The following is a 24,675-nucleotide window of genomic DNA, read 5'->3' on the forward strand; positions in this document are numbered from 1 at the left end:
AATTATGACAGAAGCAAAAGAGAAAATAGATGTAAAAGGTACTGCAGTTGATAACCTAGTTAAAACAGCTAAAGAAAAAGGCACTGCAGTCACTTATTATGATCTAAATAAAGTCATTCCAATGACTAATAATATATCAGTAAACGATCTAGAAAAGGTAATATCAAAGTTTTCTGAGGCTGGAGTTGATATTATAGAAGGTGATGATGACGAGATCAAACTTGATATTAATGTAGATGATGAATTTAAACTGTCTAATAATGTTGATCGTGAGCCTGAAGACGAAAGTGAAGAAGAAAATTTAGGTACGACCGATGATCCAGTAAGGTTATATTTACGAGATATGGGAGGAGTTGGACTTTTTTCTCGTGAGACAGAAATAGAAGTAGCCCAAGATATTGAAGAAGGCAAAGAGATAATGGTTAAGTCACTTTGTGAAAATCCAATATCGATGAAATTCTTTATAAAATGGCATGAAGATTTAGTTAATGAAAAAATACTACTCCGAGATTTGATTGATCTAGAAGCTAATATGGTCAACGGGGATGATAGTAATTCTGAAGAGAGTCAAAATAATTATATAGAATCAGATCATGAAGAACATGAAGAAGCTAGCAATTTATCAATAGCTACTATTGAGTTACAGTTATTACCTAGTGTTGTCAAGCGTATGGAAAAAGTTTCTAAGCTTTCTGAAGAGTTGTTAATTGAAGCAAAGAAACATTACACACGTTATCCTCAACCTAAGGGATTGCATGATAACAAAAAATATGCCAAGAATCTACAATTACTAATTATTGAAATTTCTAGTATCCATTTTCACTCTAAAAGGACAGAAGAAATTCTTAATAGAATATATAGTTTAAATAGAGAATTAGTAACTAAAGAAGGGAGCTTCCTTAAATTAGCTGAAAAATATGGCATAAGTCGTCAAAACTTCCTAAATGAATATATGGGAGCAGTAATTGATGAAAGCTGGAAAAGGCAAATGCAAAAAAATAAGCACTCTAATTGGAAGAATTTCCTTGCTAAAGAATCTGATGCTATTGATCAAATGATTAGTGAATTAAAAACCATGGAAATGACTATTGGTTTGCCAATTATTGAATTTAAAAAGTTAGTACATACAATACAAAAGGGTGAAAGACAAGTCCTTAGGGCAAAGAAAGCTATGATAGAGGCTAATCTGCGTCTAGTTATCTCAATTGCTAAAAAATATGCAAATCGTGGATTACAGTTTTTAGATTTAATTCAGGAAGGAAATATTGGGTTAATGAAGGCTGTTGATAAATTTGACTATCGTAGGGGATATAAATTTTCCACTTATGCTACTTGGTGGATTAGGCAAGCTATTACTAGAGCTATAGCTGATCAAGCTAGAACCATACGTATTCCCGTGCATATGATTGAAACGATCAACAAAATTATTCGTACCTCTAGGCAGATGCTTAACGAGCTAGGTTATGAACCGACTCCGGCAGAAATTGCCGCTCGCCTTTCTATGCCAGTTGATAAAGTACGAAAAGTAATGAAAATAGCTAAAGAGCCAATTAGCTTAGAAAATCCAATAGGCGATGATGATGGTAGTTATCTTGGAGACTTTATTGAAGACAAAAATGCTATATTACCGCTTGACGCAGCAATTCAATCGAATTTACGAGAGGTCACAACTAGAGTTTTAGCAACTCTTACTCCTCGTGAAGAAAGAGTTCTAAGAATGAGATTTGGTATAGGCATGAGTACTGATCATACACTAGAAGAAGTTGGACAACAATTCAACGTTACTAGGGAACGTATTAGGCAAATAGAGTCCAAAGCACTACGCAAATTGAAGCATCCGACTAGATCTAAAAAACTTAGTAGTTTCCGGGGTGGTTCTAGAAAGCAAAACAATTCTTCAGAATCTGCTTTTGGAGGCTGATTTTCTATAGGCTTTATTTTTACAATGTGAGTGTTGCGAATCGAATAATATATTCTATGAAATTCTCTCGTGCATATAGTTGTTGTTGGTTGTGAAAGAAATACCGGTTAAAAAAATATGTAGTTAAATTAAAAGCTTGTTTTTTATCATTATTAGTAATTTGGCTATTAGTGGAGGTTAGGAATTGTGGTAAGATTAGAAGCCTGTTTTGATATGGTAAACCCTCTGATAAGCATACAGCTCTTCCAGATTTTGGCGAGACGTAAGCTAGATTCTCTCTACTACCTGTTACCGCACATTTATGCAGATCAAGACCATAGCCTGATTCTTGGAGTATAGCTAATTCAAATTTAATATATTCCTCAAAAATAAAATTATTTGCTAGACTACTTAAATATTTTACAAAAATTGGAAAAAATTTATTGTGATTTTCTCTTTCATGAAATGCCATCTTAATAAGGCTAATAATTGAATTAAAAGCGTAGAGCTTAATTTTATTAGTTATTAAAAGACCAGCGTAAGATTTTATTAATTCGCATTTAGCCATTCCTAGATGCTCGTGTAATCTAGCTTGCCAAAGAAAATCAACAATATTACCTTGTTGATTTACAGAGCCAAATTTTTTAGATGTTTCTCGTATTACGCCGGAATATAAGCCATGATTTTCAGTAAAAACTGTAATAATAGCCGTATTTTCTTTTAGTGGTTTTTTGGCAATTATTATACCTATATCTTTAAAATTCATATTTAAACTTGTTGCAATCTCATATGGCTATATGAGTGCGGATCATTTTCCCAAAGCTCACGTACTTTCACAAAAAGGAAAAGGTGAATTTTACAATCAAAAGCTAGCTGCATCTCTATTCTTGCCTTAGATCCTATTCCTTTAATTTTACAACCATTTTTTCCTAAAATAATAGTCTTATAAGAATTCTTTGAAACCACTATTACCTGATGAATTTTGATAGACTTATCATTATTCTCCTGCCACATTTCAGTTTGAACGGTTAAATTATAAGGTAATTCTTGGTGGAGATTCAAGAATAATTGTTCCCTAGTTATCTCAGCTGCTAAAAACCGCATAGGTAGGTTAGTAACATCATCTTCTTCGTATAGCCAAGGCGACCGCTTCGCTTGGCTTTGTATGTAACTTAGTAAGTTATTGATATTTTCATCGTTTAAAACGGATATCTTGAATATATTAGCATCTATGAATTGAGACCTTATAATATTTTCTATTTCTTCTATATATTTAGAAGGAATATCGATCTTATTTAATAGAAATATTAAATTTATTTTAAGATTCTGTAATTTTTTCAGTATTTGTAAAGTAAATTGGTCTATAGGTTTCGTACTATCTATTATCAATAAAACTATATCTACACCATGTAAACTTGACCATGCACACCGTACCATTGCTTTTTCCAGCTGTTTCTTTGGCTCGAATATACCTGGCGTATCTAATATTATTAGCTGCGTATCTTTTATGGTAACTATTCCAGTTATAATGGAGCGAGTCGTTTGAACTTTATTCGTTACTATGGAGATTTTTTGTCCAATAAGTTTGTTTAATAATGATGATTTACCAGCATTTGGTTTGCCGATTATACATAGAGTTATTGTTTTCTGAGGCATACAATTCACCTTCTCAAAATAACATGAGTTCGATATAACAAGTTATCAGTATAGCTAACCCGAAAATGTTTTACTCGATAATCAAGTTTTTTAGAATTATTAAAAAATACGTCATTGCGAGAAGCCGCTGAAAGCGGCGACGCGGCAATCCAAGATACGCGAAGCGTACTAGAAAGAAACAGCTTCGCTGTTTACATGGATCGCCACGGCATCTAAAGATGCCTCGCGATGACGGTCAAGGAAAAACTTGATTATCGAGTTTTAGGTATGTGTTAATCTTAGCTTAGATAGAAGCGATGTCATCCCTTAGAGAGGGCTATTATAACTATTAAAAACTTGCACACTTGGTAACTATTTCAAAAATTTGAAATAGTTCATTAATTTACGAGCAGCAACTTTTTCTGCTTCTTTAACTGAATGACCAGTACCAGTTTGTTGGTAGGCTTCCATTTTTACTAATACAGTGAAGATAGATGCGTGTGGTGATCCTTCTCTTTTTATCACTTCATACACGGGTCTTGCAATTCCCTTTCTTTGTGCTAGTTCCTGAAGAGTAGTTTTAGGGTCATAATCAGCTAAATCAGTAATAGATATAAACTCATGCCACAAATCATATACTATTTTTTGGGTCGTATCAATATTACTATCAAGATAAATGGCAGCAATTAATGCTTCCATAGTATTCTCAATATTATTAGGATTTTGCCTTCCCCCTAATACTTCTTCACCATGGGTCATAATAATATAGTCTGACAAATTGATTTTTGCAGCTACTTTGCAAAGTGATTCTTTACAGACTAGATATGCTCTAATTTTTGCTAATTTCCCCTCATCATAAGTAGAGAAATTTTTAAATAAAATTTCAGTAATGATAAAATTAATTATTGCATCACCAAGTAATTCTAAACGTTCATAGTTTTTTTGAATTCCCTGCTTTAGGATATGTTGCTTAAGGGAAGGATGACTTAACGCTTCAAGTAAAAGATCTTTATTATTAAAATTATATCCTATATCTTGTTCAAGCTTTTCCGGAGCAGAGAGAGCTGATTCTTTACTTGTTATCATTTTATATTTTATCTGTATAAAGGGACGTAAATATTCTGTTAAATCTAATAGATGCCAGCCAAGTACCCACACGGAGTATTTGATTAATTATCCCAATATCACTTTGCCATAATTCTTCTTTTGTAGAAAAAATAATAAATTGTCCTTTGGCAATAAAGTTTTTAAACGGTACAAATCCTAGATCTATCCTACTATCATTTGATTCATCTCTGTTATCTCCAAGAAAGAAATACTTACCTTCAGGTACATAAAAGCTTTCCGTATTACCATATTTATTTACTAATGAATGATTATTTTGTTTTAATTTATAAGAAAAATAACTTACACCATTAGGTAATATTTCCTTATATTTTATATAATTCTTTCCTTCTTCACTTGTATATGTACCAATTTCAGTGCGTTCTATGGCTTTATCATTTATATACACTACGTCATTGATTAATTGTACTTTATCTCCAGGTAGCCCAATTAGTCTTTTTATAAATCGAATATCCATATTATTTGGTGGGCGAAAAACTATTACATCTCCTCTTTGTGGCTGTGACGCCAACATTCTCCCATTCAAAATATTAGGACTAAAAGGAAAAGAATAATTACTATATCCATAAGAATATTTTGTTGAAAAAATATAATCATTCTCCAGCACGGTTGCTTTCATTGAACCTGTTGGCACAAAAAAAAGTTCCATGATAAAAAACCTTATCATCAGTGCCAAAAATATTGTAAAGATAAAAGACGTATATTCTTTAATTTGTGTTTTTTTGTTGGTAACCGCAGCTGTTGTTTGCATAATTATTATTTAATAACGAACTAAATTCAGTCTATAATACCTTATTACTATGTTTAAATCCAGCAATTTTTGAATCGCCCCTAGTATCTTAATAACGCGAAATTATAGAAACAATCAGATTTGAGACGGCTCTGCATCTGATTGTTAAATTAATATTTTGCTAAAAACATGATTTTAAAAAATTAAAATCATGTTTTTAGCTTTAGAAAGGTTTAAAATGCATTCGCAAAACCGCTTTAAGAATGCATTTTTCCTTATATTAAAGCCAATTCGATATAAGAATTAACAATTCTTATATCGAATTAATGGGGTTTAATAGTCAACTCTAAGAAAATACAACCCACATGCTGGAGCTTTTGCACCTGCTGCCTCTCTTTTTTTAGCATCCAAAGCTTTTTGTATATCACCTTCCTGCCATATATTGCGTCCAACTAATACTAAACTACCAACAATATTTCGAACCATATGATGTAAAAAAGATCGAGCAGAAAGATATATTTTTATATCGTTGTTTTCTTGTGTAATAACTAATTTAGATAAGGTTTTTATAGGTGACTTTGCTTGGCAATATTTACCTCTAAATGAACTAAAATCATGATTTCCTATGAGATAGAAAGCCCCATATTTCATTGCTTCAACATCAAGAGGTTGTTTTATCCACCAAGCACGATTTAAATCTATTATAACTTGACCAGACCTATTAATAATTCTATATACATAATGACGTTCTATAGCAGAAAATCTTGCATGAAAATCTTTGTCTACTAGAACACAATCAATTATCCCTATATTATGAGATCTTACAAAATAGTTAATAGCCTGCATAACTTTATAGGGCTGCATATATTTCACTAAATCGAAATGTGCTACTTGCCCTAAAGCATGAACCCCTGCATCAGTCCTGCCAGCTCCATGAACCACTACTTTTTCACCAGTAAATTTGTAGATACCATCTTCCAGTATTTGTTGAATAGATATAGCATTACTCTGCCTCTGCCAGCCAACAAAAGCAGTGCCTAAATATTCAATGGTAATCTTATATCTATAAAAATCAAGTATTTGATTCATCAATTTATTTACTGCCTATTTCAGCTCCCCATATTGCAATTCATACACTCTATGCATCTTATGTGCCATTTCATGATTATGAGTTACCACAATAATAGAGGTATTTTGTTGTTTGGCAGTTTTAAGCAATAAGTTAAAAACCTCATTAGCAGTATTAGGATCTAGATTACCAGTAGGTTCATCAGCTAAAATAATTTGAGGATTATTAATTAGGCTACGAGCGATAGCTACTCTTTGTTGCTCCCCACCAGATAGCTCACCCGGCATATTATGTATTTTATTGGCTAGTCCTAAATCTGCTAATAGCTCTTCTGCCTTCTTAAGAGCTAATTTATAACTATCACCAGCAATTAATTTTGGCATTGCTACATTCTCTAAGGCAGTAAAATCTTTGAGTAAATGATGTTGTTGATAGACAAAACCTATATTACGCAGTCTTATTATATGAGCATGATTTTGGCAATAGTTTGTTGATTCTATCTGCACCTCTCCACTATTTGGGGTATCAAGTAGACCAGCTATATGCAGTAAAGTTGATTTTCCGCTACCAGAAGAGCCTATTATGGCAACTAGTTCTCCTTGCATTACAGTTAAGTTAACATTACTTAATACTTCAATAATAGATTTTCCCTGCTTATATTTTTTAGAAATATTTTTTAACATTAATACGGCTTTATTCATAACGCAAGGCATCCACAGGATTCAACTTAGCAGCTTTATATGAAGGATAAATTGTTGCACAAAAACATAGAACTATAGAGATAGTTGATACTAATATAACATCTTCTAATCTTACCTCTGATGGTAGAGTGTATAAAAAATAAATCGCTGCTTCAAAAATTTTAGTACCAGTTACTTTCTCCAAGATATTTCTAATAGACTGGATATTATAAGCAAAGCTTGTACCCAATATGATACCTAAAATCGTACCGAACAAACCTATAAACATGCCATTACAAATAAAAATAAGCATAATCTGCCTAGTACTTGCACCAATGGTACGAAGCACTGCAATATCCGAAATCTTGTCTTTAACTAACATAAATAAACTAGACACGATGTTAAAGGCTGCTACCATAATAATCAAAGAGAGAATAGTAAACATTGCTATCCTTTCAACAGCTAAAGCATTTAGAAACTGTAAATGTGATTTCTGCCAACTTGTCACTCGTAATTTTGATCCTAAAAGATTTTGTATCTCCCAAGCATAAATTCCCGCGTTACTCGGTTCTATCGTTATTACTTCGACTAGATTAATAACTTCCTTGAAAGACAGAAAATTTTGGGCAGCAATAAGTGGCATTAAAATAGTTGCTGAATCATAATCATACATACCGCTAGTGAAAGTAGCCACAACCCTGAATTCCTTAGATCTAGGCATACTACCAAAAGCAGTAGAAATTGAATTGGGAGAAATTAATTTTATTTTTGCACCTACTTGAACTCCTAGGTTATGAGCCAATTCATTACCGATTGCCACGACATCTTTGCCAAAAAAATCGGCAAAATCTCCAGTATTAACATTTTGTAAAATCTGATTTTTATATTTGAGTTCAGTTAAATCTATACCTTTAATTATAGCACCACTATTCATTCTTTTACCTAGTGCAAGAGCTTGACCGACAATGCTTGGAGAAATATGTTTTATATAATTCTGACTAATTAATTTTTTGTTAATTTCATCATAATTTGCGATAAAACGTGATACTGGTGTTATGCTAATGTCACCATTAAGACCAATAATGTTTTTAGTCAGTTCATAATGAAAACCGTTCATAACGGACATAACCACTATCAATGCAGCAACACCGATAGTTACACCCATCAAAGAAAAACCAGCAATAATAGAAACAAATCGCTCATTCTTCTTAGCTCTAAAATATCGGACTGCTACTTTTAGAATAAAATTATCTTTTATCATTTAGGTTCATCAAATATTCTATCTAATTGCAATAATTTATAACAACCAATCAATGCTATAACTATAGTGATGCACATAACAATTGCTAATGGCTTAAAAGTACCCTGATAAAAATAACTAACCAACTGCAAACATAATACGGTAACAATCAATCTTCCTGATACCAATACAGCAGTAATCCTACCTTTAGCATTTGGTATACTCTCTAACGCCAAAGGCCATAAAATATTACAAGGGAATATCGTGCCAATAGCCACTAATTGTGTTACTATGGTTATGGTTAATGGATCATTAGTCTTGCATATCACCAAAACTATAGCGGCAATTATAAAAGCTACAAGTGCTAAAATACTAAAGAAAAAACATTTTTTTTGTCCAAAATTCTTCAATAAATAACCACTGCTAAAACTTACAGCCGATAATACTGCAGCTATAGCCCCTTGATAAAAACCAAACTGTTGAATAGACACTCCTAGATCTCGCATGTACAAGATAGGAGCGATACCAATAAAAACCCAATAACCCTGAATAATAAAAAGCATGGTTACTATATGATAAACAGCTTTTCTCGATTTAAAGACCAAGCCATACTCTTTTAGGGATATTTTAACATTATAATTTACCTGTCCTTTTGGAATAAATAATACACCAATTATTAAACAAAATAGCCCGAATATTAACAGTATAGCAAAATTACCTCGCCAACTAAGCAAAAAATTTACATAACTTCCTACTACCGGTGCAAAAGCCATGGCTAAAGTAATTGCACCATTTAAAGTCCCCGCCATTTGTTGTTGTTGTTTAACCGAATATAAATCAGCCAGTACTACATAGCCTAATACTGCTACCCCAGATATACCTACCCCTTGCAGAAACCTACCAAATAGTAACACGTAATAATTGAGAGCAAACGTACAAAAGCTACTACCAACAATAAATATTATAAGACCTATAATGATAATTAACTTCCTGCCAAACCTATCTCCTAAATTTCCTACTATCAAGGAAGTAACACAATGGGCTATGAGATTTATTCCTAATAAAAATTCTACCTTAAAAGTAGAAAGATTAAAGGTATTTTGTAAATCTGGAAAACTAGGGACGAATAAATCCACTTCAGCCCCAGCTAAAACTTCCATAATTAAAATAGTAATAAACAAATTCATAAAAAAATATATACTTCTTGCAAATGAAGAGTTGATAAACAACAACAAGGCAATCAGATTTGAGACGGCTCTGCATCTGATTGTTAAATTAATATTTTGCTAAAAACATGATTTTAAAAGATTAAAATCATGTTTTTAGCTTTAGAAAGGTTTAAAATGCATTCGCGTTAGCCGCTTTAAGAATGCATTTTTCCTTATATTAAAGCCAATTTGGGATAAGAATTAACTAATTCTTATCCCAAATTGGGGTATTATATACTTAAACTTCACAATTTGTAATACATACTCTATAACTCCTTAATGCTCAATACTAAATTTAGGAAATAATATTATGACGAATTATCATTTATTTACTTCTGAGTCTGTCTCTGAGGGGCATCCAGATAAGATGGCTGACCAAATTTCAGATTCTATACTGGATGCAATTCTTAAGGAGGATCCAAAAAAGAGTCGGGTAGCATGCGAAACACTTATAAAAACTGGACTAGTATTTATAGCTGGAGAAATCACAACAGATGCTTGGGTTAACATTGATCAAATAGTACGCAATATTATAAGAAAGATAGGCTATACTAGCTCTGATATAGGTTTTGACGCAGACTCTTGTAGTGTGATTACTTCAATAAGCAATCAATCTCCGGATATTGCATTAGGTGTAGATAATCGTGAAGATCATGAAATAGGTGCTGGTGATCAAGGTTTGGTGTTTGGGTACGCAACGAATGAGACTCCTACATTTATGCCTGCACCAATTATCTATGCTCATAAATTAGTTATGAGACAAGCTGAACTCAGAAAAAAGGGCATCTTGCCTTGGTTAAGACCAGATGCTAAAAGCCAAGTCACTTTTAAATATGTTGAGAATAAACCAGTTGGTATAGACACCGTTGTGCTTTCTACGCAGCATCACCCTGATATCTCTCATGCTGATTTAGTAGAAGCAGTAATTGAAGAAATCATTAAGCCTGTGTTACCAGATGAATGGATTGATAAAAATACTAAATATCTTGTGAACCCAACAGGAAGGTTCGTAATTGGAGGACCTTTAGGAGACTGTGGACTTACAGGAAGAAAAATAATAGTTGACACTTATGGTGGAATGGCACGCCACGGTGGCGGATGTTTTTCTGGTAAGGATCCAACAAAAATCGATAGATCTGCATCTTATGCAGCAAGATATATAGCAAAAAATATTGTAGCAGCAGGTGTTGCACAGCGTTGTGAGATTCAAATTTCTTATGCTATTGGAGTTGCCCAGCCAGTGTCTATAAGTATTGAAACGTTTGGGACTAGCAAAATGAGTGAATCAGCAATAATTGAATTAATAAAGAATAATTTTGATTTAAGCCCAGGCGGTATTATAAAAAAACTATCTTTATATAATCCAATTTATCTTAAAACAGCATCATACGGGCATTTTGGACGGGAAGATCAAGATTTTCCTTGGGAAAGAATAGATAATATAATGGGACTATAAAATAACCTCAGTTCGATATAAGAATTAATAATTCTTATATCGAACTGGCTTTGTTATAAGGAAAAATGCACTCTTGAAGCGGTTCTGCGAATGCATTTTAACTTTTTTCATCATTCAATATGTGATTTTAATAATTAAAATCACATATTGAATGGAATGTTAAAATAAGTTGATAATGCAATATAATGAGTAAGATTTTTAACTATAACCCCAATAAGAAATTAGCCATTATTGCTCTTAAGGTTAAAGCTAACGCAAAGACAAATAAGATAGGCGAGTTTGTCATAATTAATAATCAATATCATCTAAAATTATCTATAAAAGCAGTTCCAGAGGATGGTAAGGCTAACGATGCTATTGTCAATTTTTTATCCAAAAAATGGAAAATTTGTAAAAATAATTTTGAGATAATATTAGGTCACACTAATAGTTTAAAACTCTTAGCAATAAAAAATATTGAATTAGACTATTTAAATTTACATTTAAAGCATTATATACATAACATCGAAGTATAGTATTTTATAGGACTTATATGACCCAAGAAAAAAAGAAGTTTGACGCTGAAGTTGGTAAGATTTTAAACTTAATGATTCATTCTCTTTATAGTAATAAAGAGATTTTTATGCGTGAATTAATATCTAATTCTTCTGATGCTTGTGATAGATTAAGATATTTATCACAAAGTGACGCAAAGCTTATTGCAGATGATCCTCACTTTAAAATTACTGTCAGAATTGATAAAGATAAAAGGCAGATTATTGTTAGAGATAACGGTATTGGTATGAACCGAGAAGATTTGATTGATAATCTAGGAACTATCGCAAGGTCTGGTACAGGAAATTTCTTAAACAATCTGTCTGGAGATGCTAAAAAAGACAGTATGTTAATAGGACAGTTCGGGGTTGGGTTTTATTCAGCTTTTATGATTGCCGATAGCATCACCGTTACCTCAAGAAAAGCAGGAGAAACAAAAGCTTATGTTTGGCAGTCAGATGGTCTTGGAGAATATACTGTAGATGATCTAGACCATGATTTTACAAGGGGAACTGAGGTGGTTATTCACGTCAAGCAAGATGAAGATAGTTATATTGATCATTTTAAATTGAAGCATATAGTTAAAAGTTATTCTGATCATATAGCCATACCTATATATTTTATTGATGAGTCAACTGCTAATGAAATACAACTTAATTCAGCTTCAGCATTGTGGACAAGACCTAAATCTGATTTGACTTTTGAGCAATATAAAGAATTTTATAAAACGCTGTCTTATTCGCTTGATGATCCTTGGTTAACTATTCATAATAAAAATGAGGGTACAGTTGAATTTACTAATTTGTTATTTATTCCGTCAACCAAGACTTTTGATTTATTCCACCCTGACCGTAAAAGAAGAGTAAAATTATACATCAAAAGAGTTTTTATTTCTGATGAAAATATAGATTTAATACCTTCTTACCTAAGATTTTTAAGAGGAGTAGTAGATTCAGAAGATTTACCTCTAAATATTAGTCGTGAATCTTTGCAGCATAATAGTACTTTAGAAAAGATTAAAGCAGCTATAACTAAAAGAGTCTTGAGTGAACTTAAAAAGAAAAAAGACGAATCTATAGAGGAATACAGCAAATTTTGGTCCAATTTTGGAGCTGCTTTAAAAGAAGGACTGTGTGAAGCAACTAGTGATCATGACAAATTACTTGAAACATGTATATTTAGCAGTAGCCTTTTAAATAAGATGATTAGCCTTGATGACTATATTAGCAACTTTAAAGAAGGGCAAGACACTATATATTATCTTAGTGGTGATGATCCAGCAAAATTACTTTCTAGTCCTCAAATAGAAGGATTTTTAAGTAAAAACATAGATGTACTTCTTTTTACTGATACAGTTGATGATTTTTGGGTTAATGTCAATAGTAGCTACAAGGGTTATGCCATTAAATCAGTTACTAGAAGTGATATTGATTTAGAGAAATCTGAGCAGAAAATAGAAGATGTAAAAGACGAAAATGATGAATATATAAAATTAACGGAATATTTTAAAGAAATATTAGGTGATTTAGTAAAAGATGTAAGGATTTCTAAAAAACTTACTTCAAGTCCAGCTTGTCTCGCCGTTGGAGACGGAGCTATGGATATTCGTATGGAAAGGTTCTTAATTGAACAAAAACAATTAATAGCAGCCTCTGCTAAAATATTTGAGCTAAACCCTAAGCATAAAATTATTGAGAAAATTAACGCTGATGTAATCTCAAATAATAAGGACTATGCTAATGAAGAATTGGTTAGATTAATGTATGACCAAGCCTGTATTTTAGAAGGTGAGCCAGTCAATGATACTGGCGGATTTGCAAAAAGACTTAATTATATTATGCAAAAAGCTATCTTATAAACTTAATTTGGGAATTGACACTAACAACCGCCAAAAAAAGTACGGTAAAGAAACTATAAAAATATTACAAACAGAATAATTTTTAGTAATTTTATTGTCAAAATCTGAAGGCTAATTCTTCAAATTTGTTAATTGCCGACTAACCTGTGCATCTAATTGTTCTACAAAATTATCTTGTGCTTCATTGGATTGCTTGCTTAACTCTTGGTATAATTGTTGTTTGCTTAAACTCCTCTTTTCTAGATTAATAAGAAAACTAACTTGCACTAAGCTAAATGCTATAGCTAGGTTAATGATTATTATATTAAACGTTTTCTCAATATTATCTTGCATTCTAGTTGTGTATCTCAATAATGTTGCTTTTTAAGATTCTGCTTTAACTAATTTAACCTCAGTTTGATGTAAGACATCGGTTTAATAGCCTAGGGTGTCATCCCTGCGAAAGCAGGTATCTAAAAGTAGATCGATGTACTTATATCTTTAAGATGTACTTTAAATTGGTAAATCTTAGTATTGTCAGACATATAAAAGCAATTTATCAGTTACATCAAATAGGGTAAAATATGTTTCAGGTCTCAGTACAGGACAAAGAGATTAAGGAGAGAATAAAAAATAGTAGATAACGCGTAGCCAAAGGTCTATTACTTAGGTTATTGAAGACTTAAGAGGCAAGAGAATGAGTACAGCGTTATCACAATTAATAGGAGACTACTTTTTTAATAGTTTTGCAAGCATAAAATTAATAGAACAAATAATATTAGGATTACTGCAAGTGAGAGATGTAAATCTTACCCAGCTTGCCTTAACGATAAAAGGAGATAAGCAAGAATCACGCTATAAGAAATTACAGAGATTTTTTGCCAAATGTGAATTATCATATACTCGATGAAAATCAAGAATTGCGTTGTCGTCTTCAGGGATCTTCGGTGCTCACGTACTAAATGTACGCTCCGCTCCTCGACCCTTTGACTCCTAGCACTTCATAATTTTGATCTTCGTCTATCAACTCTTCATTTACGAGTAGTATATACGTCCTTAGCCAAGTTATTGGTGAGGTTGGCTGGAATTGATACTGATCAATGGTTACTAGTGCTTGATCGAACAAATTGGAAATTTGGCAAGCTTGACATCAATATTTTAGTATTATCTATTTGCCATAAAGGCATTGCTATACCAATTATGTGGGATATGTTGCCAAAAGCAGGAACTTCTAATAACATTGAACGTCAGCAATTAATGGAAAGGTTTATTACTGTATTTGGCATAGAGAAGATGTCAGCATTGCTTGGGGATCGGGAGTTTATTGGTGATTTATGGCTAAAGTTTTTAGACGATAAAATGATACCATTTTATATTAGAATCAAAGCCAATCTTGCCATTGGTAGAGCAGAAGATGAGTTAGTTACTGCTAATCATTTAATTAAGAAGTTACAGAATGGTGAATATATGTTGTTTAAAGGAAAAAGATATTTGGGTAAGAATTATAAAGGACCTAAAGTATCTGTGGCTGCACTGCGTAATGATGAAGGCGTATTAGTAATCATAGCTACCAATGATAATCCGCATGTAGCACTAAATATATATAAAAAAAGATGGGAAATAGAAAGCCTTTTTGCTTGCCTTAAGACGCGGGGCTTCAATTTTGAAAATACCCATATAATACATTTAGATAGAATTAGTAAATTGCTTGGTTTACTTGCTATAGCATTTACTTTTGCTTATGTTGTGGGTCAATGGCAAAATTCTATCAAACCTATAAAGCTTAAAAAACATGGTAGAAAGTCTATCTCCTTATTCAGGTATGGCTTAGATTACTTGCAGAGAATATTTTTGAATATTGAAGAAATGATGGAAAAATGGATGGAAGTTATAACAAAATTTGTTAAGACAATAATACCATCTTTACTTCTATTATCACCTTGTTAATCTCTTTGTCCTGTACTAAGCTAAAATACAGATAAAAAATATTTAATTTTTTTAAAAAGATAATTGCTATGCTAAGAGCATTAGAACTTATAGCTCGATATATACCAAGTTTATCATATAAAAACTTGATAATTATTTTAATAGTACCACTAACTATGGCTTTATATTGTACAATTTCTTTTCTTACACACGATAAAACACCTAATCTAACACTATGGAGTTGGCATAGATCAGATGACTTATTATTTATTGATAATAATACAGCCATTGCATCCTTAATAGCTACCATCTATATAGACCTAGATAAGATAAAAATTATGCCAAGAACAAATACTCTTACAACAGCAGCTAATAGTTTTATTATTCCAGTTTTTCGTTTAGAAATGAAAGCAAAAGGAAAACTAAACGCAAAAAGTTTAACTGATTTAAGCAATATTATTTTATCTGCATCTAAACCTAGACAATTGATACAATTAGATTTTGATGCCACTTACAATCAAAGAAAAATTTACTCTCAACTAATTGAAACATTAGTAAAAAACAATAGAAAAATTTCTATTACTGCCTTATCTTCATGGTGTATGTTTGATAATTGGATAGATAAACTTTCAATAGAATATGCCGTGCCAATGGTGTATCAAGGTAGAAGAGAAAATCAAGATATAAGACGAGTAAAAAAATTTTTTACTGATAATAAAAATTGGCGTAGCAAAAAATGTCAAAATTATATTGGCCTTATGACAGATGATGTTCTTACTGTACCAACAAACTTTAATATCTTTTTATTTAATAAAGATAAATGGAATAAAGAAACATATTATAAAATAACAAAAAATATTCAATCATGAAATCTAAAAACACACCAATTAAATTGATTTATGCAGGAACTCTAATATTAATTACCTTTTTCATGCATATTAGCTTAGCTTGTATGACTACAATCGAAATAAGGTCTTTCCCTTATGAAGAAGATACCTTGAATATAACCCTGCCTTTAAGACAAGAAGGAATATTAAAAAATTTTGCTAGAGGTTCCATAGCAATATTGCCTGATAAAACTAATCTACTAGGGCTAATTCTAGCATATCGTTATTTATCAAATAATTCACCTAGCACAGAAAACCTAGATAATTTATCTAAACCAATGAACGAACAGGTCGACTCACGAAATATATGGCAAGAAAATAGTCATAAAATAGTTGATGAAGAAAACTATTTTTCGCCATATAAATTAGTTAGCAACGAAGAAAATCAGGTACAAACTAGTTTCTATTTTGAGAATTGCTTGAACAACTCTTTTACCTTTGCTGTAGAATTATTTAATGACAAAAGCAAGAAATATAATGCTTCTCAAATAAAACAATGGGTATCTAACCAAAATAAAGTATTTAATAACTGTGATCAGAACGTATTAATACTACCTACTCTTTTGTCAGAAAATGCAACAAAAGAAGAATTAGATGATTATAACTACCAACTTGCTTCAGCTTATTTCTATGCTATGCATTATGATACTAGTAGTGAATTATTTACCAAAATATCAGAGAGTGATTCTCAATATAAAGATTTAGCTCTTTATTTAATATTTCGTTCTCTTTTTAGGCAAATAAAATATCAAAATAAAGATAATAATGATTTTTTTGCATTATATAAAAAATTACAACCTTTAATTAATACATCACCTTTTAAAGCTGAAATAGATAAATTATTAAAATATTTTTTAATAAAACAAGATATAAATAAAGAACTAACACAACTCACTGAACAATTAATCTCCAAAGAAATAAGTGCAGAAGATTATAATGATTTTAAATATTTAGTATTAGATTATAATGGTTATACTATAAAATTAAAATATGAGCTTATTACTAATCACCCATTTTGAGAATGGACAAATTATTTTTATACTGAAAATAATTTTTTAAATATATATAAAAAATGGCAAAACTATAATTCATTACCTTGGCTGATACTATCTTTAAAAAAGATCAAATTATCAGATATTAAATCGCAGGAAGCTCAAGAAGTTATCCAAAAAGCACAAGAAATTACTGAAAATACGCAAGGATACATATTAACTCAATATTATTTATCCAAACTTGCCCTATCTGAAAAAAATTACAAACTATTGGATAATATTACAGCAAAAGTTTTAAAAACCCCTAATTTAACACCTTATGAAGTAAATTTATTCCATTATTTACGTTCCTATACCGCCAAAAATTATCAAGAATATTTAACTTACATAGTACAACCTGTACTATATAATATCTATAATAATTCATATCAAGAGAATCCATCAGGAAAAATTATGGATATAATAAAACAGAGCAACAATCTTATTGAAAATGTCCCTACTAAAATGCTTACTGAAGCTCTAGATTATAATATACCAGAATGGTTAAAGAAACGCCTAATTAGTAGTGCTTGGACACGCTATATATTATTGGGAGAAATATCAGAAGCTGAAAATATATCTTCTCTTTTGGTAAAGTTAAATCCGGAATTAAATGATGTTATTAATGGATTTTTATCTGAGAAAAATTTAGAAGTTAAACAGAAATTAGCTCACTTGATTATAATGAGTTCTCCTAGTTTAAATATATTTATCAAACCATATTTATGGCGCAACAATTTTTATTATCAAAAGAATCTAAATTTAACAGAATGGAGTATGAATAGTGAGAATTGGTGGGATGACCAGGATATAGAAAATTGTGATCTAAATAATTATGGGGAATTTTTAACAAAAGAAGCTAAAGAACTAGCTAAAAAAGAATGGTCTTTTTTCAAGAAAAATCTTTCTAATAAAGCGGATTATTTTTGTCATTCAAGTATTGATAGTTACAATAAATTTAAAAATAAGAGTTTTATCCCTGAAATGCTGCATCTGTGTGTAAGAATGACCAAGAGATCTTATAATGCCCCAAAATCATCTTATGAAGCTTTTATTATATTGCATAGATATTATAAAAATAATAAATATACTCTATTAACTCCTTATCATTATTATGTAAAGCCAAAATAAAGTCGAGTACCCCCATTCCAGTTACTGTATTAGTTGATACGGAGTGGAGACCATTCAAAAGCAGGGGCAAAGCTAAATTTTGCTAAAAAATATGCCTAGCTTTTTATAAAAATATATTACAAAATGAATCTATAACACCTGAAACATATTTTACCCTCAGTACAGGACAAAGAGATTAAGGAGAGAATAAAAATAGTAGATAACGCGTAGCCAAAGCTCTATTACTTAGGTTATTGAAGACTTAAGAGGCAAGAGTGTGTGGCGACAACTATAATTACCGAAAATAGACAACTATAATTACCGATTTTTTGGCTCTGTCCAAAAAACTGTGTAAATTCGAAAAAATAGGTCATTAAATTTTGTTAAGCCTATCCTCAAATTTAACCATCAAATGAGCCATAGCTTCATTCCAGTTTGGAATGGGCATAGTCCATTTTTTGGTCATATAGTCAATTGTCAAATATAAACTTTTAAAAACAGCATTATCATTAGGAAAAACCCGCTTATTATTTGTTACTTTACGCAATTGACTATTGACAGATTCAACTGAATTAGTTGTATAAATTACCTTTCTAATTGACTCAGGATACCCTAGAAAAATCATTAGATTGTCCCAATTATTATACCATGATTTGGCAATTTGTGGATATTGTTTATTCCATTTTTCTTCAAAAGATACTAAAGCTAAATGGGCTTGTTCTTCCGTTACTGCAGTATATATCGGCTTTAAATCGCTAGACAGTTGCTTCCTATCTTTATACGACACATATTTTAAACTATTTCTAATCTGATGTACAATACACAATTGATGTTCTGTTTTTGGATAAACTGCTTCTATTGCCTCAGACATACCAGTAAGATTATCGCTACAGGCAATCAGTATATCTTTTAGCCCTCTATTTTTCATTTCGGTAAAATTACCGAGCCAAAATTTTGCCCCTTCATTTTCACTGATCCATAATCCCAATATATCTTTTTTACCAGATAAATCAATTCCTAATGCAACATATACTGCCTTATTGATTATCCTTTTATCTTGCCTGACTTTTACTACTAAACAATCAAAAAATACTATCGGATATATCTCTTCTAATGGTCGACTCTGCCAAGCTTTAACCTCATCCATTACATCATCAGTAATTTGGCTGATTAAGCCTTCACTTATTTCAACACTGTATAACTCCTGTAACTGAATCTTAATATCAGATATACTCATGCCTTTAGCATATAATGATAGTACTTTATCGTCAAAACCATCAAAACGTTTCTGGCGTTTTGGTAGTATTGCGGGTTCAAAGGTATTATGCCTATCCCTTGGTACTTCTATTTCTACAGCTCCATGTTCGGAGATCAGTTTTTTGCTAGTTATACCATTACGAGCATTATCATTATCTGCACAACTGTATTTATCATAGCCTAGATGATTATTCATTTCTGACTGCAGTGCCTTCTCTATTAAACGTTTGGTCAATTCTTTTAATAAACCTCCTTCTTTCAGTATTGTACTTACATCTGTATCATTATCTATTAATAAATCTACTGCTTGCTTTATTGATTCATTAGTTTTTTTATTCATGTAATTTCCTTTTTTGTTATACTTTTATATATAACCTATTTCGAAATTTACACAGTTTTTTGGACAGAGCCTATCCCAAATTCGGTGAAATTGGTTTGTAACAAAATTGAAGGCCTCTACTTCAATTTTGCTACTCAATACCCAAAAACTTGAAGAATTGGTAAACCAATTTTCTAGTTTTTGCAGTATATCACTGAATTTAGTATTATATTACGCTTCCAGTAATTGTTGCTTGTTTAGACTTAGGAGATGGCAAACGTTTTATATCGCTGTTAGATGGGCCATTTGGCATAACATGTTTAGATACACTATCCTTTATATCATTAATGGCCATTTCACTATTCTTGCTTTTAGTACTCTTTGCCACATAACTGGTTGCTTCTTGTCCTATTTTTCTAGCCTCACTTTGAACATCTTTTTTATATTCAGGTAATTTCGTCTTCTCGTCAAAACTAACCTGATCAAACGTAGCTTTACTAATTGCCTTGCTCTTAGAGCCTTCTGAAGTAAATTGTGCCTCAGTCAAATCCGTGCCTTTCATAGAAATATCTTTAAATGTTAGCCCACTTATATCGCCAACAATTTTAACATTATCTAAAGTTATTTTATTATTTGCATGATTTTTATTATATTGATTAATTGCAGACAAAAGAGTTTTTAAAGATTTTGCATCAATAGTTGCCCCTTCGAAACTAATTTTATCTTTAAAAATAGCTCCTTTAAAAGAGCAATTGCTAATTTCGCTATTTTGCAAAGAGCGTTCTTTAAATATCGCATTATCAAAATTAAACCCATTAATTATAACATTTTCAGTAGGTATCGGATTTTCTTTGTCAAAAACCAAACCTCTGAAATCTCTACTTATTAGAGAATATTCTACAGTTTTTGAGATTGTACCAATATCAGTGGCATCAGCTTGTTGTTGAAGTAACTCGCCTAAATCAAGTTTTCGTTCATCTATTTGCTGAGAACTCTGCTGAGAATTTTTATTAGAAAAACTAAAGTGAATTTCGCCTAAAGATTTGCTCCATTTTTGTCTACGGGTTCTCAGTGAGGTAAAACTTCTTTGTATTAGGAATCTAGCCCCTTCAACTAATGTTTTTGATACTATTCCTATTAATTTCTTGTCAGATAACAATTTGAATATCCCGAACATAACCATGTTATAATTACCAGTCTTAAATTGTTCGGCTATATTTGTTAAATCTGGTATCTTTTTGCTGGCTAATTCAATAATTTCCTGACCTTTTACTTTTAAATTCCTACCTACAACTGTTGTATTGAGAAATTCATCAACTACAGAACCAAATCGCTCAGCATTCTTGCCAAGAAAATTTGGAATATCTTTATCAATTATTTTCCTCACATCTACATTTTCTGGTTTATTTATAAAATCTAAAATAGAATCTGCTACTGTAATAGCTTGAGCAATTTTCTCTTGTTCAGGACTATTTACTAGGTCCTGAATTTTAGTAATAATAGTTGTTACCCCCTCTTTATCTTTTAAAGTAGCATTAACCAAATCAGCTGCTATTGGTAATATTTGTGGGACAGTATCAATAGCTAACTCAGCCATCTTTAATACTAGCTCAGGTTTAACTCCAGCAGGATCTAGGCTAGCTTTAATCTCTTTTTGCTCAGTTACATTTTTTGTAACTGTTAAAATAGTATCTTTATTTTGTTGTAAATAAGCAGGGATACTCTTAGTTAATAGAGGAGTAATATTTTGAGCAATCCTACCTACATCATCAATGATATTAGACAAAATTCCTAGCGTAGCTTCATTGCTAGCTTCATTTTGGTACTTAGCTAAATTACTATTAATTCTAACTAGCTCTGGCACTGTACTAAGACCCCCTGACACTATATCGACAATTAATGGTACTGTAGCATCTATCAATTCTTGTGGTACACCATATCTTGCAATTTGGGGATTATTATTGCTAATATTATTAACTATAGCCTTGATAGTTTCTGTATTTGCTCTAAGTAAATTTGGCAAATCCTCCTTTATATTTTGCTGGACATCTGCATTTTCAAGTAATCCTACAAATTGTTTAATTAGTCTTTCTGTAGCTTGATCTTTTAACTCAATATCACCAGTTTCCTGATTTATTGTTTGTATATCTTGATAGAGTTCCTTTATTTGCTCTAGACTTACCGCTTTCATGGTATTTTGTAGCACATCAATAGCTAGAGGAATTACCTTCCCATAAAATTCAGGACTCACATTAGCTAGAATTGGAACAATAGGTGATACTACTACTTTATAAATATCCTCCTTCTCTAAATTTTGAGTATTGCTTTGAGCTAAAGATTTAGCATTACTCTTTAGTGTTTCAAGCAATTTTGGCAGAACTTGAACAGCAATATTGGCAATCTCTGTTTTATTTTTTGCTAAAACATCCGGTAATTTCTCCTTTAGTGTTGTTAAGGTTGCATCTTGTAACAAAATATTAGGTAACTGTTTTACAATAGCAAGTTTTTTAGCTCCACCTTGTTTATCTAGGTGACTTACTTCCGAAATAGTTTTAGCCTCTCGCACTTTATCATCAGTATTATCCAATATAACTGGCTTTAAAGCTTCATATATATTACTAACCCCTTCATGGTTTGCTAAAACGTTACCAATAAGTTCTGAAAGCACAGGTACTACTTCCGGTAATAATTCTTTTCCAATTCCCAAGCTACTAAGCGTTCCCTGCAGTTCTGTATTGGATTCAATGATTATTTGCAATGCTTTTGCTATATTTTCTCCATCATTAATTAAGAATTTAGATAGTATATCATTGTTTATGAGTACACTAAGATCTATTTTATCTAATATTGTACCAAGTAAATCTTTTTTTACTTGAGGGTCATCAGATAAAGCTCTATCGGCAGTTAGCTGCACAATATCTATAATATTTTCAGGGTTTTTAAGTATCTCAACAACGGTATTTTTGACAATAGGTAATAATTGACTATTTATATATTTTTCATCAAAACCAGCTTTCTTTAATTCTTGTAATAAAATAGCCCTATCATACTTGGCTTGTAGAGACTTTAAAGAATCAATTTTTTCTTCTAATTCTTTAATTTTAGATTCTTTTCTTGTTGTCAACAATTTTAGCTCTTGTAATTCTTTGTCTAGTTCCGGTAATTTCTGTATATCATCTTTTTTAGAGTTAAAATCTTTTTGTATCTCATCTATTTTCTCCAACTCTTTTAATGCAATCTTGGTAAGAATTGGAGCAAGATTTTCCACTAGTCCATTAATTATTTCGACATTTTGAGCAAGAAATGTTTTTGTATCAGGATCCTGCAATAATTTTATAAAGAAAGGAGAGTTAGATGGATCATATTTTTCTTCACCATTTAATATTTTCTGTAATTTCTCTATTTCCTTAGCATAAAACCCCCCTGAAGTTATAACACCAACAGTTGTTTTAGCATGACTTACTGCAAATTGTATACCCTCTATGGCAGCTTTAAATGCCTGACCTTTAGCAATACCTTTTTCTTTTGTTCGTGGCTCTGCTAAAGGAGATAATATTTTCTCTAAATGAGTTTGATCTTTTAAAATATCGCTACATATTTTAAAAAATTTTTCTTTTTCTTCTTGATAGGAAAGTTCTCGCTTTTGCTGTTGCTTTATCTCCTTTTTTTCTTGCTTTTGCTGTTGTTCTTGTTGCTTTTGTTCCTGTTTTATCTCCTTTTCTGCTTGGAGTTTGTCATGTGAGTTAACTAATTTGTTATAATCCTCTATCTCTTTGTTGCATGCATTAAGTTTTTTTTCCCATGACTTCAGTTCTTCTCTTGTCTTTTTTTCTTTAGGTTCTTGCCTTGCTACTGCAATTAACTCTTTATAGCTAGTAATTTCTGCTAATAAACCCGCTTGCCTTTGCTCAACTAATTTTTTATATTCCTCTATTTTTTTTATCTTTCTTTCTATTTTTGCTGATTGTTTGGCAATTTTTTCTTTATCTTTGAGGTTCTTTATATCTAATATTGCTTTTTCTTTTTTATAAATATTTTCTTGTAGATTTTTCAAAGTATGATTAGCCGATTTAAAAACTTGCTTAACGGCTTTAGTAAAAGTTGATACCTTATCATCTGTTTTACTCATATCTAATTCTCCTTTATTATAGTTAACCTGAGAAACGCGAATTCGGGATAAGAATTAGTTAATTCTTATCCCGAATGGGCTTTAATATAAGGAAAAATGCATTCTTAAAGCGGTTTTGCGAATGCATTTTAAACCTTTCTAAAGCTAAAAACATGATTTTAATTTTTTAAAATCATGTTTTTAGCGAAATATTAATTTAACAATCAGATGCAGAGCCGTCTCAAATCTGATTGTTTCTATAATTTTACCGAATTTGAGATAAGAATTGGTAAATTCTTATCCCGAACGGGGATGAGAAGGTTTTAGCCATATGTTAATCTTAGCTTAGCTAAAAGCGATGTCCCTGCACCTTCGGATGTCACCCCTGCGTAGACAGGGGTCTAAGAAAATAGCATAGAAGACTATTTAATACCTTTAGACCCCTGCTTTCGCAGGGGTGACATCACCACAACTGTCGAAAGTTCGAAGGTAGAGCGGGTTTTAGAGGATTTTCATAAGTAAAAAAGTAGATATAATCAAGTATTAGTTAAAAGATACACCAACTAATATAATTTACCTTGCTCATTGATAAGGAATTTATTAAAGATATTATACTTTTTTAT

General features: G+C 31.4%; 20 protein-coding genes. 9 read left to right on the top strand and 11 right to left on the bottom strand.

Annotated features, from left to right (window positions below; translation table 11 throughout):
- Positions 1–4 precede the first annotated feature (4 nt).
- Positions 5–1,921, top strand: coding sequence for an RNA polymerase sigma factor RpoD (gene rpoD / locus AB3211_RS07450; protein ID WP_367364173.1), 1,917 nt, complete (start codon positions 5–7; stop codon positions 1,919–1,921).
- Positions 1,922–1,940: 19 nt separating this feature from the next.
- Here rpoD and recO read toward each other — a convergent pair whose 3' ends face one another.
- The 8 genes from recO to AB3211_RS07490 form a co-directional block, all read right to left on the bottom strand.
- Positions 1,941–2,666 carry a DNA repair protein RecO gene (gene recO / locus AB3211_RS07455; protein ID WP_367364174.1) on the bottom strand — a complete coding sequence of 242 codons (726 nt, stop codon included), beginning with the start codon at positions 2,664–2,666 and terminating at the stop codon, positions 1,941–1,943.
- A 2-nt stretch (positions 2,667–2,668) separates the two neighbouring features.
- Positions 2,669–3,556, bottom strand: coding sequence for a GTPase Era (era, locus tag AB3211_RS07460; RefSeq protein ID WP_367364175.1), 888 nt, complete (start codon positions 3,554–3,556; stop codon positions 2,669–2,671).
- A 351-nt stretch (positions 3,557–3,907) separates the two neighbouring features.
- The gene (rnc, locus tag AB3211_RS07465) at positions 3,908–4,621 is read right to left on the bottom strand and encodes a ribonuclease III (RefSeq protein ID WP_367364176.1); all 714 of its coding nucleotides are present in this window, start codon (positions 4,619–4,621) and stop codon (positions 3,908–3,910) included.
- A gap of 1 nt (position 4,622) precedes the next feature.
- Positions 4,623–5,411 carry a signal peptidase I gene (gene lepB, locus AB3211_RS07470; RefSeq protein WP_367364177.1) on the bottom strand — a complete coding sequence of 263 codons (789 nt, stop codon included), beginning with the start codon at positions 5,409–5,411 and terminating at the stop codon, positions 4,623–4,625.
- A gap of 312 nt (positions 5,412–5,723) precedes the next feature.
- Positions 5,724–6,479 carry a tRNA pseudouridine(38-40) synthase TruA gene (gene truA / locus AB3211_RS07475; RefSeq protein ID WP_367364178.1) on the bottom strand — a complete coding sequence of 252 codons (756 nt, stop codon included), beginning with the start codon at positions 6,477–6,479 and terminating at the stop codon, positions 5,724–5,726.
- A gap of 15 nt (positions 6,480–6,494) precedes the next feature.
- Positions 6,495–7,160: an ABC transporter ATP-binding protein gene (locus AB3211_RS07480; RefSeq protein WP_367364179.1), complete on the bottom strand. Its 666-nt coding sequence runs from the start codon at positions 7,158–7,160 to the stop codon at positions 6,495–6,497.
- A complete protein-coding gene (locus tag AB3211_RS07485) occupies positions 7,153–8,400 on the bottom strand; it encodes a lipoprotein-releasing ABC transporter permease subunit (protein ID WP_367364180.1) in 1,248 nt (415 codons plus the stop codon). The genes AB3211_RS07480 and AB3211_RS07485 overlap by 8 nt, the downstream gene beginning before the upstream one ends.
- Positions 8,397–9,566: an MFS transporter gene (locus AB3211_RS07490; RefSeq protein ID WP_367364181.1), complete on the bottom strand. Its 1,170-nt coding sequence runs from the start codon at positions 9,564–9,566 to the stop codon at positions 8,397–8,399. The genes AB3211_RS07485 and AB3211_RS07490 overlap by 4 nt, the downstream gene beginning before the upstream one ends.
- Positions 9,567–9,897: 331 nt before the next feature.
- Between AB3211_RS07490 and metK the strand changes: the two genes are divergently transcribed.
- The 3 genes from metK (at position 9,898) to htpG (ending at position 13,435) form a co-directional block, all read left to right on the top strand.
- Positions 9,898–11,043 (top strand): methionine adenosyltransferase, encoded by a 1,146-nt coding sequence (gene metK / locus AB3211_RS07495; RefSeq protein WP_341758193.1) that lies wholly within the window; start codon positions 9,898–9,900, stop codon positions 11,041–11,043.
- A gap of 185 nt (positions 11,044–11,228) precedes the next feature.
- A complete protein-coding gene (locus AB3211_RS07500) occupies positions 11,229–11,558 on the top strand; it encodes a DUF167 family protein (protein ID WP_367364182.1) in 330 nt (109 codons plus the stop codon).
- Between the two features lie 17 nt (positions 11,559–11,575).
- Complete coding sequence (gene htpG / locus AB3211_RS07505; RefSeq protein WP_367364183.1) at positions 11,576–13,435, top strand: molecular chaperone HtpG; 1,860 nt, start codon at positions 11,576–11,578, stop codon at positions 13,433–13,435.
- A gap of 111 nt (positions 13,436–13,546) precedes the next feature.
- Here the strand turns inward: htpG and AB3211_RS07510 are convergent, their stop codons facing one another.
- The gene (locus AB3211_RS07510; protein WP_367364184.1) at positions 13,547–13,768 is read right to left on the bottom strand and encodes a hypothetical protein; all 222 of its coding nucleotides are present in this window, start codon (positions 13,766–13,768) and stop codon (positions 13,547–13,549) included.
- A 343-nt stretch (positions 13,769–14,111) separates the two neighbouring features.
- On the opposite strand from AB3211_RS07510, the gene AB3211_RS07515 reads away from it, so the two are divergent.
- The 5 genes from AB3211_RS07515 to AB3211_RS07535 all read left to right on the top strand — a co-directional run bounded on the left by AB3211_RS07515 (position 14,112) and on the right by AB3211_RS07535 (position 18,389).
- Positions 14,112–14,324 carry a hypothetical protein gene (locus tag AB3211_RS07515; protein WP_367363846.1) on the top strand — a complete coding sequence of 71 codons (213 nt, stop codon included), beginning with the start codon at positions 14,112–14,114 and terminating at the stop codon, positions 14,322–14,324.
- Between the two features lie 167 nt (positions 14,325–14,491).
- The gene (locus tag AB3211_RS07520) at positions 14,492–15,361 is read left to right on the top strand and encodes an IS4 family transposase (protein WP_367363847.1); all 870 of its coding nucleotides are present in this window, start codon (positions 14,492–14,494) and stop codon (positions 15,359–15,361) included.
- 68 nt (positions 15,362–15,429) lie between these two features.
- On the top strand, positions 15,430–16,209 hold the full coding sequence (locus AB3211_RS07525; RefSeq protein WP_367364185.1) for a hypothetical protein: 780 nt from the start codon (positions 15,430–15,432) through the stop codon (positions 16,207–16,209).
- A complete protein-coding gene (locus AB3211_RS07530; RefSeq protein ID WP_367364186.1) occupies positions 16,206–17,246 on the top strand; it encodes a hypothetical protein in 1,041 nt (346 codons plus the stop codon). Before AB3211_RS07525 ends, AB3211_RS07530 begins: the two co-directional genes overlap by 4 nt.
- Positions 17,247–17,489: 243 nt before the next feature.
- Positions 17,490–18,389, top strand: coding sequence for a hypothetical protein (locus AB3211_RS07535; protein ID WP_367364187.1), 900 nt, complete (start codon positions 17,490–17,492; stop codon positions 18,387–18,389).
- Between the two features lie 352 nt (positions 18,390–18,741).
- On the opposite strand, the gene AB3211_RS07540 is transcribed toward AB3211_RS07535, so the two are convergent.
- Entirely contained in the window at positions 18,742–19,965 is a 1,224-nt protein-coding gene (locus AB3211_RS07540) for an IS256 family transposase (RefSeq protein WP_367363661.1), read from the bottom strand.
- A 205-nt stretch (positions 19,966–20,170) separates the two neighbouring features.
- Complete coding sequence (locus AB3211_RS07545; protein WP_367364188.1) at positions 20,171–24,073, bottom strand: hypothetical protein; 3,903 nt, start codon at positions 24,071–24,073, stop codon at positions 20,171–20,173.
- Positions 24,074–24,675 lie beyond the last annotated feature (602 nt).

Origin of the sequence: Candidatus Tisiphia endosymbiont of Nedyus quadrimaculatus (assembly GCF_964059235.1) — a bacterium.
Classification (GTDB): Bacteria; Pseudomonadota; Alphaproteobacteria; order Rickettsiales; family Rickettsiaceae; genus Tisiphia.